Annotated in this window: 15 protein-coding genes; 11 read left to right on the forward strand and 4 right to left on the reverse strand. The window is 36.0% G+C overall.

Annotated features, from left to right (window positions below; all coding sequences use genetic code 11):
• From J3U42_RS12450 to csdE, 8 genes are all read left to right on the forward strand, one after another.
• The coding region (locus tag J3U42_RS12450) for an Imm8 family immunity protein (protein ID WP_416380461.1) at positions 1-91 on the forward strand (91 nt) is incomplete at its 5' end.
• A 533-nt stretch (positions 92-624) separates the two neighbouring features.
• Positions 625-975 (forward strand): hypothetical protein, encoded by a 351-nt coding sequence (locus J3U42_RS11315; RefSeq protein ID WP_267336499.1) that lies wholly within the window; start codon positions 625-627, stop codon positions 973-975.
• Positions 976-1249: 274 nt separating this feature from the next.
• Positions 1250-1489 (forward strand): hypothetical protein, encoded by a 240-nt coding sequence (locus J3U42_RS11320; RefSeq protein WP_220218606.1) that lies wholly within the window; start codon positions 1250-1252, stop codon positions 1487-1489.
• 575 nt (positions 1490-2064) lie between these two features.
• Complete coding sequence (locus tag J3U42_RS11325) at positions 2065-2760, forward strand: hypothetical protein (RefSeq protein ID WP_267336500.1); 696 nt, start codon at positions 2065-2067, stop codon at positions 2758-2760.
• A 350-nt stretch (positions 2761-3110) separates the two neighbouring features.
• On the forward strand, positions 3111-4106 hold the full coding sequence (gene ubiU / locus J3U42_RS11330; RefSeq protein ID WP_267336501.1) for a ubiquinone anaerobic biosynthesis protein UbiU: 996 nt from the start codon (positions 3111-3113) through the stop codon (positions 4104-4106).
• A gap of 140 nt (positions 4107-4246) precedes the next feature.
• Positions 4247-5125, forward strand: coding sequence for a U32 family peptidase (locus J3U42_RS11335; RefSeq protein ID WP_220218593.1), 879 nt, complete (start codon positions 4247-4249; stop codon positions 5123-5125).
• Positions 5082-6305 (forward strand): cysteine desulfurase CsdA, encoded by a 1224-nt coding sequence (gene csdA, locus J3U42_RS11340; RefSeq protein ID WP_267336502.1) that lies wholly within the window; start codon positions 5082-5084, stop codon positions 6303-6305. The genes J3U42_RS11335 and csdA overlap by 44 nt, the downstream gene beginning before the upstream one ends.
• Before the next feature lie 71 nt (positions 6306-6376).
• Positions 6377-6772 (forward strand): cysteine desulfurase sulfur acceptor subunit CsdE, encoded by a 396-nt coding sequence (csdE, locus tag J3U42_RS11345; RefSeq protein ID WP_267336503.1) that lies wholly within the window; start codon positions 6377-6379, stop codon positions 6770-6772.
• A gap of 46 nt (positions 6773-6818) precedes the next feature.
• On the opposite strand, the gene dolP is transcribed toward csdE, so the two are convergent.
• Positions 6819-7397, reverse strand: coding sequence for a division/outer membrane stress-associated lipid-binding lipoprotein (gene dolP, locus J3U42_RS11350; RefSeq protein ID WP_220218591.1), 579 nt, complete (start codon positions 7395-7397; stop codon positions 6819-6821).
• A 233-nt stretch (positions 7398-7630) separates the two neighbouring features.
• On the opposite strand from dolP, the gene J3U42_RS11355 reads away from it, so the two are divergent.
• Positions 7631-8329 carry a DUF1266 domain-containing protein gene (locus tag J3U42_RS11355; protein ID WP_220218590.1) on the forward strand — a complete coding sequence of 233 codons (699 nt, stop codon included), beginning with the start codon at positions 7631-7633 and terminating at the stop codon, positions 8327-8329.
• Positions 8326-10992, forward strand: a complete 2667-nt coding sequence (locus J3U42_RS11360) for a J domain-containing protein (protein ID WP_267336504.1) — start codon at positions 8326-8328, stop codon at positions 10990-10992. The genes J3U42_RS11355 and J3U42_RS11360 overlap by 4 nt, the downstream gene beginning before the upstream one ends.
• 67 nt (positions 10993-11059) lie before the next feature.
• On the opposite strand, the gene J3U42_RS11365 is transcribed toward J3U42_RS11360, so the two are convergent.
• From J3U42_RS11365 to xthA, 3 genes are all read right to left on the reverse strand, one after another.
• Positions 11060-12730, reverse strand: coding sequence for a molecular chaperone HscC (locus J3U42_RS11365; protein ID WP_220218588.1), 1671 nt, complete (start codon positions 12728-12730; stop codon positions 11060-11062).
• Positions 12731-12879: 149 nt separating this feature from the next.
• A complete protein-coding gene (gene xseA, locus J3U42_RS11370; protein WP_267336505.1) occupies positions 12880-14211 on the reverse strand; it encodes an exodeoxyribonuclease VII large subunit in 1332 nt (443 codons plus the stop codon).
• A gap of 30 nt (positions 14212-14241) precedes the next feature.
• On the reverse strand, positions 14242-15048 hold the full coding sequence (xthA, locus tag J3U42_RS11375) for an exodeoxyribonuclease III (RefSeq protein ID WP_267336506.1): 807 nt from the start codon (positions 15046-15048) through the stop codon (positions 14242-14244).
• A gap of 115 nt (positions 15049-15163) precedes the next feature.
• On the opposite strand from xthA, the gene tyrA reads away from it, so the two are divergent.
• A complete protein-coding gene (gene tyrA, locus J3U42_RS11380) occupies positions 15164-16285 on the forward strand; it encodes a bifunctional chorismate mutase/prephenate dehydrogenase (protein WP_220218585.1) in 1122 nt (373 codons plus the stop codon).
• Positions 16286-16416: the final 131 nt, after the last annotated feature.

Below are 16416 nucleotides of genomic sequence, written 5' to 3' on the forward strand. Positions count from 1 at the left end.
TGAAAAATGTACTTGTGATACTTGGTTGGAAACAGCTCAGAAACTATCAAGGTACTTTGCTTGGGAATATGAGGATTATCAGTCACAGTAAAATCCCACACCTAATCTGTGTGGAACTTACTTATTATCTTTTAGATTTGCATCGCAAGTTCAACAATCAACTAGCCCTGTTCAATCTTAATGATAACAGGGCAACCGACATAAAATCCTAACTGCTAAAGCCCCCTACCCTTATTGATGCCGGGCATGATATTGATGCCAAAACGGTCGATATTTCTGCCGGTAAGCAATTAGCGCTTTATGCAGATAATGATATCGCTATCGGGACATCATCAATAAAATGACTAAGAATCAATTAATAGACGAATTCAATAAAATGGAACAAGAAATTGTAATTCCTTACTTAAAAAAATTTTTGATACACTGGGTTCAGCATGTTGCTTATATCACATGATAGAACAAAGTGAAGACATATATACTTATCTTATTAATGGTAAATCTGTTATTACTCTTGAAATTTCTCGAATTGATAATTCAATACTTTACTCCAATTGATGAGTTTAAAAATAAGTTTTCTAGGCAAGCAATTTTCACAAATACTAAATCAAAGTAGGAAATGATGATATGTTATTATCGATTGAAGATGTAGTGACAAAAAAAATTAATGGTTTTGTTAAATTAAAAGCATATTTTTATATATTAGGTGGTACAAATGAAAAGGCTTTTTTAAGTGCTGATAATAATGGTGACTTTGCAAAGATAATACTTTTACCTAAAAAAATTATATCTCAAATAATTGAACAAGATTACACTTTTGGTGTTTTAGTCGGTGGCGAATATGCTTATTATGCAATACAATCGATTATCAAAGGAAAAATTATAATCATCAATAATCAACAAGTTTTTAATGAAGTTGATGAGTTAATTTTGATGGAAGATGGTAGAAGTCAAACTTTTACTTTTAATTATTTGTAAGTTATTTTCAGGTCTGCGATTCACTTCGTAGAACTAAACTAATTTTTTATCAACTATGCGATCTGCTTCGCAATTTCCACAATTAACTTGCCCTTTTTGCTAGTGAATTTGTTAAGGGAGTATTAAAAACCCTAATACGATTAGAACAGAATTATCTCGTGGTGGCGTTGAATATAGATTACCTAACGGACAAGGAATCCTCTATAACGCTGATGGTTCTTTTTCTGGTTTTTTAGATCCAAAAAAGAAATAACTGATAAGGGAATAACTAATTATGAGTACTGATTTTGAAATTGATTTTTTTAGTGATAATAAGTATAAAGAAATAACTATTGAAATATCCTACAAAGGACAAATACTTTGCCAATTAAATAAAGACAAAGGTATTTCTAATATAGAAATAGAGTTTTTCTTTGACTCCAGAATACTAGCAGAACAGGTAACACCAAAATTTCCACTTGATGAATTTATTAATATTTTAAATGAAGCAAAACAGGATCTTGTTACCGCATAAATGAAAGCCCCTCTCTGGTTAAGCGGGGAGCTCTTATTACTTTTTAGATCTGTATCGCAAGTTCAATAATTAATTTGTTTTGCTTAACTTTAATGATGATAGGCCGTTTGGCATAAAAACGTATCTGTTTCAACCACTAGCCCTTAATAGTGAGTTCTGAGCTGGGACTATTATGCCCGACATCATACATGTAACCCACGATATAAAAGTGCTTGTCAGGTTTGGTGCCCATGCTTTAACTGGTGGTTAATTTTAGCACAACGTATACCTTAGTCATAATAATTACCTTGTTTAGTTGTTACGAGTAGTAGGTTAGCAATGGCGTCATAGCCTGCCCCAGAACGTCAACGTGTTTTGAAGATAGCGACAAACGGTTTTACATCACAATAAAGCCGATCACCAAAAGCGCTATATTAGCTATCATTTAAGAAATTCTTTAAATAGATAAATAATTACAAATCTGGACAATTACTTTATTCAATACAATAATAAAGATGCATCAAACAATAACTTATTGTTTATACCAATAAAAATTATTTGATGAAATATAAATAAGTAAAAGGAAATATAAAATTATGGAAAAGATTAAATATGTTATTTTAAGTTGTTGCTTGCTTTTATTATTTGGATGTTCTGGCAACAGAGAACCATTACCTAGAACACAGATTGTGGAAACAGAAGTAATAACTTTAAATAATGGTGCGAATATTAAGGTGTTAACGGAAAATGCCATTAATGGAGAAGTAGTTGAAGATACGAATAGTTATTTAAATATTGTTACCCGAAGTAACACAGCACAAGTTGTTGGATTGAAAGTAGTTCAATTTGCCGCAGGTTTTTTTACTAGTCTTGGTGGCAACGTGAATACTTTTTCAAAGGAAGAATTAAAAGGTAGCTACGTAAATTCAGTACCAAATAATACCATGGAGCTTTTAAAACCTCAGTTATATACAATTTTAAAAAAAATAAAAGCCAACAAACAAAAAGAACACACTATCACCATTCAACCTTATAAATTTAAACTGATTTATGATGGTTTGACGGATAATAAATACAATTTTATTTATCAAACATCGATTAAAGCGGAAGGATTTTACTTTGCTTGTTCTCACAACAGTTTATCGGTAGAGGATAAAACCAAAACTTTTGACGAATGGGAAAGTAATAACTATCAGTTAGTTCAAGATATCACTTCACAATTAATCAATAATTGTATGACTCAATTAAATTCGACTGAAAATTTAACACAACTTGAAAATGCGCTGAAATAAGTATTAATTATCAGCAACATAGTACGCTAAACATAAAATAGATTGAATTTAGTTGATTATTGATAAAATTCTTTTTAAATATAAAAACCAGAAATTAAATAATAAATGTCTGGTTTTTTACTTTGCAAAATCGTAAATTATCCTATGTTAACTATCACCGTTTTGATTCAATTTAATTATCAATAGTAATCACTTACTTTATTAAAAATTATATTTATTACATACAGTTATATAAAAAACAGGGTTGTATGTTTTTTTTAGCCTAGAAATTTGCTTTCTATTCGCATTAAATCAGGAATTATTGCATAATACATGGCGTATTAAATACCGAACTTAAGTTAGGAATAATTATGGAACTTCTTTGTCCTGCTGGATCTTTACCATCGTTAAAAGTGGCGATTGATAATGGCGCTGATGCTGTCTATATTGGTTTGAAAGATGATACCAATGCCCGTCACTTTGCTGGTTTAAATTTTAATGAGAAGCGATTAATTGAAGCTGCGGATTATGTACATAAACGTGGTAAAAAATTGCATATTGCGATTAATACTTTTGCGCATCCTGAAAATTTTCAGCGGTGGCAACATGCGGTTGATACCGCTGCAAACATTGGCGCTGATGCTTTAATCATTGCCGATCTTGCAATGCTTGATTATGCAGCTGAAAAATATCCCAATTTAGAGCGCCATGTTTCGGTGCAAGCCTCTTCGACCAATGAAGAGTCAATTAAGTTTTATTATAATAATTTTCACGTACATCGAATTGTGTTGCCTCGTGTGTTGTCAATGCATCAGGTAAAACAGCTTTCTCAAGTGTCGCCTGTTCCGTTAGAAGTTTTTGCTTTTGGCAGTTTATGTATTATGGCAGAAGGCCGTTGTTACTTGTCTTCTTATTTAACTGGCGAATCACCTAACACTGTTGGTGCGTGCTCACCAGCAAAATTTGTGCGCTGGGAAGAGACCGAAAAGGGGCTTGAGTCAAGACTAAACAATGTTTTGATCGACTGTCATAAAAAAGGTGAAAATGCTGGCTACCCAACCTTATGTAAAGGTCGCTACTTTGTTGGTGAAGAGCTTTATCATCCGATTGAAGAGCCAACCAGTTTAAATACGATTGAACTTTTACCGGAATTATTTGCTGCTAATATTGCCTCGGTGAAAATCGAAGGCCGTCAACGTAGCCCGGCTTATGTTGAACAAGTGACCAAAGTATGGCGACAAGCTATTGACCGCTATAAAGCTAATCCACAATCCTATCAGGCAGAAAAAAATTGGATGGATACACTTGGTTCTGTTTCAGAAGGAACGCAAACCACATTAGGTGCTTATCACCGTAAATGGCAATAATGTAGAATTAACTTGCCAATTAGTCATTCACAATAAAGATGATTGAAATAGATTCATATTTTAATTAATGACAATGTAAATAAAATCGCTGTAGCGATTTTTAGTTAAATCAATCTAATATAAATATAGTGAGCAAAACGATGAAATACGCATTAGGACCAGTGCTGTACTATTGGCCTAAAATCGAAACTGAAGCTTTTTACCATGCTGCCACTAATAGTGAAGCAGACATTATTTATATGGGTGAAACGGTATGTACCAAACGCCGTGAAATGAAGGTGCCCAATTGGTTAGACTTAGCAAAAGAGATTGCCAAATCTGGCAAGCAAGTCGTCCTTTCCACTTTAGCATTACTTGAAGCGCCATCAGAACTTAATGATTTAAGGCAGCTGGTAAACAATGGTGATTTTTTAGTTGAAGCTAATGACTTAGCAGCAATTAACATTGCCCATGATAATCATTTACCTTTTGTGGCAGGTCCGGCTATTAACTGTTATAACGCTTTAACCTTAAAGTTATTACAAAAACAGGGTATGGTACGTTGGTGTATGCCTGTTGAACTTTCTCGCGATTGGTTAAACAATGTACTTAATCAATTTGATAGCTTGAATATAGCTCGAAATTTTGAAGTTGAAGTCTTTAGTTATGGCTACTTACCGTTAGCTTATTCTGCTCGCTGTTTTACCGCTCGTTCCGAAGATAGACCAAAAGATAAATGTGAAACCTGCTGTATTAAATACCCAACCGGCCGTGAAGTATTTTCACAAGAACAGCAAAAAGTATTTGTGTTAAACGGCATTCAAACGCAAAGTGGTTATTGTTATAATTTAGGCAATAATCTTAAAGAGATGAAAGGATTGGTTGATATTGTCCGCATCTCGCCATTAGGTGTTGAAACCTTAGATGTGGTCAAACAGTTTAAAGCCAATGAAGACGGATTAAATCCTTTGCACATTGAACATAAACGAGACTGTAATGGTTACTGGAATGGAATTGCAGGACTTGAACTTGCGCAATAAATATTTTGATGCCGAGCAATTTCGGGCCGATTTCCCCGCGCTCAATAATCAAAGTGTCTACCTTGATTCGGCAGCCACTGCGCTTAAGCCACAAGCGATGATTGATGCGACAATACAATATTATGCGCACAACACCGCAACGGCTGAACGCAGTTTGCACCATAATGCGCTGCAGGTAACACAAACCATTCACACAACAAGAGAAAATGTTGCTAATCTGATTCATGCCAAACATAGCCATGAAATTATTTGGACGCGTGGCACAACTGAATCAATTAACTTAATTGCCCAAAGTTATGCTCGCCCCCTATTACAACCTGGCGATGAAATTATCGTTAGCGAATTAGAGCATCATAGCAATTTATTACCTTGGTTAATCGTTGCTAAGCAGACTGGAGCAAAAGTCATTCAATGGTCAGCGGATATTGATGAGCTTTCTTCACTCATCTCATCACGCACAAAAATCGTTGCGGTGACGCAAATGTCTAACGTAACGGGATTTTGTCCAGATTTAGCGCAAATTAGTCAACTTGTTCACCAAAATAATGCGATATTAGTGGTTGACGGGGCGCAAGGTATTGTTCATCAGCCAATCAATGTTGACAAGCTCAATATCGATTTTTATGCCTTTTCAGCACACAAGCTATATGCCCCAACTGGGCTAGGGGTGTTATATGGCAAAGCGACGTTACTGGAACAAATGAGCGTTTGGCAAGGTGGCGGGAAAATGTTGAAGACAACCACATTTTCTGAATTTCAAGTTGCACAACTGCCCTACAAATTTGAAGCCGGAACGCAAAATATCGCCGGGATTGTTGGCCTAAATGCCTCACTTAGCTGGTTAAATAAATGGGATGAAGTTCAGGCAGATAACTACTTAATTCAATTATCCAATTATGCAAGATCGCAATTAAAACAGTTTGATGATATTCAATTTTATAGCGTCGAAGGTAGCCCTATTATCAGCTTTAATTTTAAGCATATTCATCATAATGATATTGCAATCTTATTAGGCGATCAAAATATTGCCATACGTACTGGGGAGCTTTGCGCTCAACCGTTGATGAATAAACTGGGTTGTCACGGTGTGATTCGTATATCGCTTATGCCTTATAATAATCAACAAGATATTGATAAATTGATAACTGCCCTTAATAATGCCATTGAGATATTTGCATAAATTTATGCGAAAACATCTATCTAAACTGAACTAGCATGGCAAATTTTTATCACCCTAAATAGGTCTATAATATGGTTTCACAACAATCTTTAACTGAACTATTTTCTCAGCAACATAACTGGCAAGATCGCTACCGACAACTGATACTTTTAGCTAAACAATTGCCTGATTTTCCTCCAGAACAAAAAACCGAGGAAAATCAAGTGAACGGTTGTGAAAACCGAGTATGGTTAACTTATCAAAAACAAGCTGACGGCACATTTATCTTTCAAGGTGATAGTGAAGGAAGGATTGTTAAAGGATTACTTGCTATTTTGATCTTGATAGCCAATAACAAAAATGCCACGCAAATTCATGCTATCGACTTTCCGGCATTATTTAAAGAACTGAAAATTGCTCAAGAACTTAGCCAATCACGACAGCAAGGCCTGGCAAAACTTATTGAACGGATCGAATCAATAAAATAAGATAAAAAAAGGGGGAAATCCCCCCTTCTTTTATAATTTTAACTGATTAGTTATCTGGGTAAGTGTAAAGCGTAATCACCTTTTTAACACCGGCTACTTTACTGGCAACTTCAGCAGCAAGTCTGCCTTGTTCTGGTGTTAAGATACCAATTAAGAAAACTTCACCATTTTCCGTCACCACTTTTATCTTACGTGATTTAACTTGTGAATTTAGCATTAACTGAGATTTTACTTTAGTGGTGATCCATGTGTCATTAGTTACTGTGCCAGCACCCACTGGCGTTCCGATACGAATTTGATTGTAAACTGTTTTTACACCTTCAACTTCATTTGCTAAGCTTTCAGCTTTCTCAATTTGTTCTTGATTTGCTTGCCCGGTTAACAAAATATTACCGTCATAAGTGCTAGTTGAAATACGTGAGCCAATAAACATAGGTCCGTTATCTCTTAATTTACTGGTAATTCGTGAATTAAGCGTTGTATCATCAACTTGGGTTCCAGCAGTACGAGGATCGGTTGCAATTGTCGCTGTAGCGCCGGCACCAACGCCAATCAATGCCGCAACACAGCCTTGTAGCATCAATACGCCTGACATTAATAGTACCATTAAGGCGAATTTTTTCATTATAACTCCTTTCTTTTGTGGCTAAATAATGTATAGATGATTACAAAAAAAATCGTATTTCATTATGCCTTGCACAAACCAATTTGCAAAACAATTTTGTTGCTTCTTGTAATAATTCCGCTATGCATTTTAATCACATTAAATTTCAAGACAATATGCCCTTTTAATTTATACATGATTCTGTTATCTTTCTACAACGCTATAAACAATATCTGTTATCAACTGAGTAGAAAATGGTTTCTCAAGATTTTATTGATTGGTTATACGCTTTATCGGCACCTATGGTTATGTTAAATAAAAAAAATGGTGCTATCTTTACGTCCCCTTATGTTTTCCCTGATGATACATTTATCGATTTAAGTGAGAATTGGGAGATCAATTCTCGGGAAACGTTTCTAAAACAAATATTTGACCTGGTTGATGACGGGCCAGCACAATTCATTTCACAACTCTATTTTAAATATTCACGATTTTCTGAAATTGAATGGCTTAACTATTGTGAAGAACAAACAGACATTCAGAAAATAATACTAAAATATGTGGAACAAACATTTCCAGCTTGTGGTGTTGCCGGTATTCGTAGTTGGGATTATGTAAGAGCCGCATATCTTATACGAATCGGCACAACCAATAAATATGTAACAGAACAAGAAGCTTTATGGATTTTAAATAGGATCAGTCTTCGAGCTCGATGTTTTTATGAATCATGGCAGCATTATCATATTGGCTGGTTTATTGGTCATCGATACAGGCAAACGTGGGGAATTGAGGACTTAGAGCAGTTGCATTGTCAATTAACCAGAACATCACAACGCCATGTAATGGCAGAACTATACACAGACAAAACATTGCCTTACAACTTATTACCTTGGTTTATTAATATTGAAGAATTAGAGAAACCAACATCATTAATGGAGTATGATTGGTCATGAATGATAACATATGGCAACTACTGGGCATTGAGAAAACGACTGATATTGCAACTATTCGTCAAGCATATCGTGCAAAATTACCCAATCATCATCCCGAAACCGATCCTGATGGATTTAAAGCGTTACGAGCCGCTTATGAAAATGCAATAGAATATGCCAAATCGCCTGAAAAATTTGCTACTGAGTTAGAATCGGACAGCTCAGCACAAGACATTTCCCAGCCACTGACAGAAGAGCAGCTTAAAGAGAATGAAATTTGTACTGCTTATCAAATGCTTTTAAATGATCCAAAACGTCGCTTTAATGTCGATGAATGGCAATTATTTATCAGTTCATTTTATGACTATCCTATGGCAATTATTGATTCGGTAAAATGGCGTTTGTTAGAAATAAGCACTCAAGCAAAGAATATATCGCAATCATGCGCCAAATTACTCGCCGAAAGTTTACGTTGGCGACAACAGCTGATGATCGAAAAACCCGAACAATATGAAAAGTATGAGAATTTTCTTGAATATATTGATAGTGGCGATACTTTCAATTACGCATCCTTACCAACCACAAATATCGTACTACAAGATGCCACCATTGATTATATTGCTCACTGCCATTGGTTATATTGGTGGCGTTCACAAGATGAACTTGAGTCTTTTTTAATGCAAGATACAGTCATCTGTTTACCTGATGATAAAGACTTAATGATGCAATTTGCCAATTTTTACCGTGTGGCAAATATACCAAATCAATCTATTTTAGACTATGCTTTACAACGTATCGCCCAAAACGATGATGATGAGCGTAATATTATCGAATGGCGGTTTTTAGCGGCAATTCAATATACATTACTTACCGATAAACAAAATGCGCTACAAGCTTGGATTGATCTTTATAATACAGGTCATTATCAACAAAAAGCAGCCAGTTGGATAGCGGGTTGGTGTTCATATTTTGCGCAAGAGTATTTCCCACTATTATGTATCGCACTTAATGACTGTTATTGCCTAGCACCGACATCAACAGACAATAACTTTTATAATATAGTTCCTCAATGGTCTACGATAACAGTATCACGATTAGCTCAAATCGATCCTAGCGATTATTCACCAGAAATTGCTAGCTTTATAAATTGGGCGCTAGAAATAAATTGGAATTATCGCCAAATCCTGCCTTTGTTGTTACTGGACAATGGTACCAATCGTTTATATCGCTTATACCGACATGCCATTATGTTATGCCACGGTAATCAAACCTTATTACAGCAAATTCTTGAAGAACAAAGCGATGATATATTTGAACAATTCATTTTACAAAATCTACAACGTCAGGCTAAGCAACATTTAGTATGGCTAACCGAACTTGAACCGATAAAAGCATTTAAAGATTGGTTGTATAATAGTGATGAAGATCTTCCAATGCCAATCAGATTTGATATTGAAAGCGATAATGATGACGCGATATATGTGCGTTTATGGTTAGATAGGTTTGATTTAATTCCTAAGCACGCCAAAGTACATCTTTACAGATATATGAAATATTTTAATATGGAAATGTTTGACTGGCAGGTCTATTTTGACAATGAACAATATTACCAATTTCCATTTCCACCTAACGCCTTGATCGATAAAGAGGCCTATTGGCAATGGTATCGTAGCTGTATGCTCGTTCTCGCTATTACTAATAACCCTTTAGAAACAGCCAAGTTAATTAAAAAAGAGAACAGTGATTTTATTTTAACCGATGATGATCCATTTCTTCCATTGGTCAATATCTTTAAGTATGGTAATTGGCAAAATGAATCAGAACTGTATAACTTGATAATTAATAACAATGAGATCACTAATTGTGTTTTGAGTAATTATCCTAACTCAATTGAAAACATCATTACCAATCCATACGACACTGATTTTACCCAAATTCCACAACATTTAACCGGATTTTGGCAAACAAAATTAGCGAATGAAAATCCTATCTATTTGATGCTGCTATACAAAATTGTTTTAAATAAAACAGCACAACAGTCTCAATTAGAGCACACATTACAAACGATTGCCGGCGACAACCTAAATCTTCAAAAAATTGCACACACTTTAATAAATGAAAAGCGCTTAACACTTTTGGCCGTAGGCAGTAAAAGTAAAGCTGCAAAGCAAGCTATCTTCATTGCTAAGCTGGCAAAACATTTATCCAATCCTTATGGCATCTGTGTTCAAAAGCAAATTAATGTTTTGGATCAATTACGAACAGACGCGAGTAATAATTTAGTACTACGACTTTGCGCTGCATTGCTGTTAGCTGAAAATCAAGAAAATCAAGAAAAACTCAATGCACAATCACTACCTAAAAATGGGTATTTTCAGTTTTGGCGTTGGAATGGTCGCACAAATAATAAAGGCTTTTTTATACAGACCGTATGGATGACAATTTTTTTATTTCTCATTGAAACAAGGATACCTGCCTTCCTGAAAAATCTTGATCTACAAAATTTTGATTATCTCTTTCGAGGAATGTTATTTTGCCTAATATTCATTAATCTTATTTTTGCCATAAAAAGGCGTGTCAATGATACCGATACGGGGAAAAGGTTCAATATTTTTCGACTTTGGCAGCCAAGTATTGAACAAACAAATCGATACGGACCACCAATAAATGAGAAAGAAAACTAACAAAAACCCCTTTTATAAAAAAATAAAAGGGGATGTATTATAATCAATAGATTAATAATTCATTAAGTTATCTATCGAGGCTAGTTAAAGATGATTCAATTTCACAACGAATTGTTTCAATTTCCTCAGTATTTTGCCGATCTAATACGGTTAAAAAAGTTTCGATATACGAGCCAATCAAGCTGCGTTCATCACCTAATGATTGTGCCCATGCACGATCTAATCTAGCCAATAATGTACGATTTGGCATTTGATCTCGTGGATGAACTTTAAGCGATTTCAATCGTTCATGGCTTTCTTGTTTTTGTTTTTCTGTTAATCCTATCGGGCTATGATCGATGACTTTACCATGCTGTTGGCCGGTGGCATGTATTATCACATCGACTTCTAATAAACCATTTAAATCATAGCTAAATCGAACATCGATTCCTTGCAGCTCTTCGGTCGGCGTTAAAGGCACCTCAAACTGATCAATTAATACGTTGTTTTTAACAAGTGGGTGTTCGCCTTGATATACTGCAACAGAGATATATTTTTGCTGCGGATGTGTAGTATAAAAGGTTTTAACTTTTGAGGTCGGTACAATCGTATTACGTTCAATAATTGGGGAAAATAAACCACGAACATTATCGGAAGAACTTTCAATACCTAATGTGTAAGGGCAAACGTCGGTCAAGATAACTTCTTCCACATCTGCATTACGTAAACGACAAGCCGCTTGAACAGCCGCACCTTGTGCCACAATAGTGGTCGGATTAATATGACGATAAGGGAGTTTGCCAAATAACTTTGTCACTAACTCACGAACCACACCTAATTGTGATGAACCGCCAACTAACACAATATGTTCAAGCTGATTGGGCTTTAAACGGGCATCACTTAATGCTTGTTCAATCGGTGCTCGCAAACGGTTTAGCAAGGGTAACCAAATCATTCTAGCTCGACTTTCGTTAAGTGAAAATTGCCATTGTTTATCCTGCCAAAACCAAGTTAAATTATGCATTTTTTCGCCATTTAACTTACATTTTAACTGTTCAGCTAAATCTAATAATCGGGCATAGTCATCTGTTGCGATATCTTGTGGTTTAATATTCCACTCACTTAAGCAAGCTTTTACCAGTTCATGAGTAAAATCTTCCCCCCCAAGGTAATTATCACCTGCTGAAGCATGGACTTCGATAATTGGCAGGGAATACTCAAGTACTGTGACATCAAATGTACCACCACCCAAATCAAATACTAACGTATTTCCCGATTGCTCCTCGTGCAAGCCATATGCCATAGCTGCTGCGGTGGGTTCATTAATTAAACGTACAGCATTTAACCCGGCAAGCTCTGCGGCAAAACGGGTTTGCTTACGTTGCTCATCATTAAAATAAGCTGGTACAGAAATGACAACATCACAAATCTCCTGCCCTAAAAACGCTTGTGCATCAGCTTTTAACGATTTTAGTACCATTGCCGATAGTTCTGTTGGGGTAAATTTTTTATTGCCTAATTCAAAAACTTTACTCGACCCTAAATACCGTTTAAATGCAGCTGCTGTGCAATTGGGATGAGTGGTTAAGCGAGACAATGCTGCACGCCCAACTAAAATAGAATCATCATTATCAACACTGACAACTGAGGGGGTAACCAACTCGCCTATTGAGTTGGGAATTAAAGTTGGCTGACCGTCCTGCCAAACACAAATTAAACTATTTGTTGTACCTAAATCTATACCAATTGGAGGATGCATAACTTAACTATTCTCTTATGATTAATTCAATTAATAATGCGTTGATATTATATACATATAGCGGTTTTAGATACAATTTTTATCTAGAGACCAATTTGCAACATTTCTCAGCGCCTAAGTGATATATTTACGGGTAATCAGTCGGTCGGTTATTCGACTTTAACAATTTGGCTAACTAATTTCCCCGTTTTTAATTGAGTTGTGATATGCTCACCAATCACAACTTGGTCACAACTACGTATCACAATATTAGCTTGATTAGTTGTCACGCTATAACCACGCTCTAAAGTTGCCAGTGGGCTGACATTATTGAGTTGCGATGTTTGTAAAACAAACTGATGTTTAGCATGTGTAAATTTCTGCTCCATTAAAGTCATGATTTGTTGCTGGCGTTTTTCAACTGTTTGGCGTAGAAGACGAATATCATTTTGCGGTGAGAGGCGTAATAATCTTCTATCTAAATAGTTATGAAGATTTGATTGCCGAAATAGGTATTGTTGAATGTTTTCAAATAGCGCATGACGGCAAGTTAACAGACGATTTGACTGTTTGGACAGCTTCGCTTGTGGGTGCTCAGCTTGCAATCGATGACGCCATTTATTAAGCATTTCCCGACGACGCATTAAATAATTGTCTATCGCCATAAAAAGATACTGTTCTTGCACTTGTAGACGCTTTATTTGATCTAGATTGTTAGTGCTCACTAACTCAGCTGCGGCTGACGGCGTTGCCGCTCGAATATCAGCAACAAAATCAGCGATAGTAAAATCAATTTCGTGCCCGACTGCACTAACAATCGGTATTTGACTGGCAAAAATCGCTCTTGCGACCACTTCTTCATTAAATGACCAGAGATCTTCCAGCGAGCCCCCACCCCGACCAACAATTAATACATCACACTCTTGACGGTTATTAGCAATCTCAATCATTTTGGCTATTTGCTCTGCCGCTTCTGTGCCTTGCACTTGAGTTGGATAGATAATCAGATGTAAAGAGGGATCACGGCGTTTTAATATCTGGCAGATATCATAAAGCGCAGCGCCGGTTGATGAAGTGATAATACCGATTGTGCGAATATTTTCAGGCAAGTTTTTTTTATAAATTGGATCGAATAATCCTTCGTCAGATAATCGTTGTTTTAACTGCTCAAATTTTTGTTGTAACAAGCCAGCGCCAGCGGGTTGCATTTTATCAATAACAAGTTGATATTCACCTCGAGCTTCATAAAGTGTTACGGAAGCATTAACTAAAACTTGTTGGCCATTTTGCGGTGTAAATCCGGTTCTAAAATTGCTATTACGAAACATGGCACAACGCACTTGGGCGGTTTCATCTTTAAGTGTGAAGTACCAGTGACCGGAGGCTGGGCGTGAAAAGTTAGAAATCTCGCCAACTAACCAAATTTGACCAATAGCATCGGAAAGGAGATCTTTCACCATTTGGTTTAAATCTTTAACCGATAAAATCGAACGATTTTGCATGCTATTATCCTTATTATTCATAATATAAGCTTAGGCTAAATCAAAATCTGCCCAAATCGGCGCATGATCTGACGGTTTTTCCATACCCCGAATATCGTAATCAATACCGGTTTGCTGGCAATGAGCAAGTAATTTTTGGCTGGCTAAAATCAAATCAATTCTAAGCCCGGTATAGCTATCAAAGCCTTTTGAACGATAATCAAACCACGAATAAGCTTGCTCAGTTGGATGAGCATGACGATAAGTATCAACAAAACCCAAAGACATAAGATTAGTCATCCATTGGCGCTCTTCCGGTAGAAACGAACATTTACCAGTACGCAACCAGCGTTTGCGGCTATCTTCAGAAATCCCGATATCCACATCAGCAGGACAGATGTTCATATCGCCCATAATTAAAGATAACTCATTGCTCAATTGATGCTCGGTAAGATAGTCAATCAGATCTTGATAAAACTTACGTTTTGCCGGGTACTTAATTTCGTGATGTAAACTCTCCCCTTGTGGAAAGTAACCATTAATCACGGTTAAATTACCTTCGCTCGTGGGTAATTGTGCCATAATCAAACGACACTGCGCATCGTCACTATCCGTTGGGAAGCCACAGCTAACCGTTATCGGTTTTTGTTTGGTTAACAACGCCACACCATAATGCCCTTTTTGACCATGATAATGTAAGTGATAACCAAATTGCGCCAGCTCTTCAACTGGGAATTGATCATTATGAACTTTTGTTTCTTGCAAACCGATAATATCTGGCTGATGTTTATCAATAATTGCGGCTAATTGATGAATGCGAGCACGCAGACTATTAATATTAAATGAGATTACTTTCATAATTAACTTATTGTATTTGATTTAACGTTGTCATTGATCCATGCTATCAAAAATACGGTATACTGTTAAGCAATTACAGTAAAAGTCACCACTTGTGATAAAGGAATCACGGAATATGTCTACGGAATTACTCAAACTGCGTGATGAAATTGATGAGATTGATAAATCAATTTTATCTTTAATTAATCAGCGATTAGCGTTAGTTGCCGAAGTCGGCGAAGTTAAAAGCCAACACGGTATTCCTATATATGATCCTAAGCGTGAAGCTGATATGCTAGCGAAAAGACGGCAAGAAGCAGAAAAGCTAGGTATATCACCGGCCTTAATTGAAGATATATTACGACGCTTAATGCGAGAATCATACATTAGTGAAAATGACAAAGGTTTTAAAAAAGTCTATACCGGTAAAGGATCTGTTGTCATTATCGGTGGTAATGGTCAAATGGGGCGATTATTTGCCCGATTATTTACCCTATCAGGCTACCAAGTAAAAACATTAGGTTCAAAAACCATGCATCAAGCCGCTGAAGTTGTTGCTGATGCCGCAGTTGTAATTGTCACGGTGCCAATCAATAAAACTTGTGAAATTATTCAACAATTACCACCGCTGCCTAAAGATTGTATTTTGACTGATTTCACCTCGATAAAAGTAAAACCACTTCAAGCCATGTTAAATAAACATCCCGGCCCGGTTGTTGGTTTACATCCAATGTTTGGCCCGGATGTGCCTAATTTAGCCAAACAAATAATCGTCTATTGTGAAGGGCGTGAGCCAGCAAAATACCAATGGCTTATCGATCAAATGCGAATTTGGGGCGCAAATTTATGTGCGATCGATGCTAAAGAGCATGACAAATGTATGTCATTTATCCAAGCATTACGGCACTTTACCTCGTTTTCTTATGGGGTAAATTTGCAACGTGAACAAGCTGATTTAGAACAATTAATTGCGTTATCTTCTCCTATATACCGTCTGGAACTAATGATGGTAGGTCGTTTATTTGCTCAAGACCCTGAACTTTATGCCGATATCATTATGGCTTCAGATGATAATATCGAGCTAATCAAACACTATTATCAATGTTTTGGGCAAATGGTTGAGTTAATTGAAAAACGCAATAAAAAAGAGTTTATTGAGAATTTTAATCAAGTGACTAAATGGTTTGGTCCTTATGCAGAGCGATTTATTAAAGAGAGCCAAGTTTTACTAAAATTTGCTAATGATAATCGTGAATAATTTTATACTCAAACGTATACATTTTCTGAAAGTTCTTGACAAGATCCGAATTAAGATTACGTTTTAAATAATTTAATTGATGACTTTCAATGATACGTTAGGCAATGATAACCCATTAATATAATGAAAGT

The organism is Gilliamella sp. B2923, assembly GCF_026536565.1.
In the GTDB taxonomy this organism is placed as follows: domain Bacteria; phylum Pseudomonadota; class Gammaproteobacteria; order Enterobacterales; family Orbaceae; genus Gilliamella.

Bases quoted from the DNA above. Each gene is read 5' to 3' on its own strand.
- csdA (WP_267336502.1), top strand. From the start codon at position 5,082: ATGGTTACTGGAATGGAATTGCAGGACTTGAACTTGCGCAATAAATAT.
- J3U42_RS11365 (WP_220218588.1), bottom strand. From the start codon at position 12,730: ATGCATCCTCCAATTGGTATAGATTTAGGTACAACAAATAGTTTAATT.
- ubiU (WP_267336501.1), top strand. From the start codon at position 3,111: ATGGAACTTCTTTGTCCTGCTGGATCTTTACCATCGTTAAAAGTGGCG.
- J3U42_RS11355 (WP_220218590.1), top strand. From the start codon at position 7,631: ATGGTTTCTCAAGATTTTATTGATTGGTTATACGCTTTATCGGCACCT.
- J3U42_RS11315 (WP_267336499.1), top strand. From the start codon at position 625: ATGTTATTATCGATTGAAGATGTAGTGACAAAAAAAATTAATGGTTTT.
- dolP (WP_220218591.1), bottom strand. From the start codon at position 7,397: ATGAAAAAATTCGCCTTAATGGTACTATTAATGTCAGGCGTATTGATG.
- J3U42_RS11335 (WP_220218593.1), top strand. From the start codon at position 4,247: ATGAAATACGCATTAGGACCAGTGCTGTACTATTGGCCTAAAATCGAA.
- J3U42_RS11320 (WP_220218606.1), top strand. From the start codon at position 1,250: ATGAGTACTGATTTTGAAATTGATTTTTTTAGTGATAATAAGTATAAA.
- xseA (WP_267336505.1), bottom strand. From the start codon at position 14,211: ATGCAAAATCGTTCGATTTTATCGGTTAAAGATTTAAACCAAATGGTG.
- xthA (WP_267336506.1), bottom strand. From the start codon at position 15,048: ATGAAAGTAATCTCATTTAATATTAATAGTCTGCGTGCTCGCATTCAT.
- J3U42_RS11360 (WP_267336504.1), top strand. From the start codon at position 8,326: ATGAATGATAACATATGGCAACTACTGGGCATTGAGAAAACGACTGAT.
- tyrA (WP_220218585.1), top strand. From the start codon at position 15,164: ATGTCTACGGAATTACTCAAACTGCGTGATGAAATTGATGAGATTGAT.
- csdE (WP_267336503.1), top strand. From the start codon at position 6,377: ATGGTTTCACAACAATCTTTAACTGAACTATTTTCTCAGCAACATAAC.
- J3U42_RS11325 (WP_267336500.1), top strand. From the start codon at position 2,065: ATGGAAAAGATTAAATATGTTATTTTAAGTTGTTGCTTGCTTTTATTA.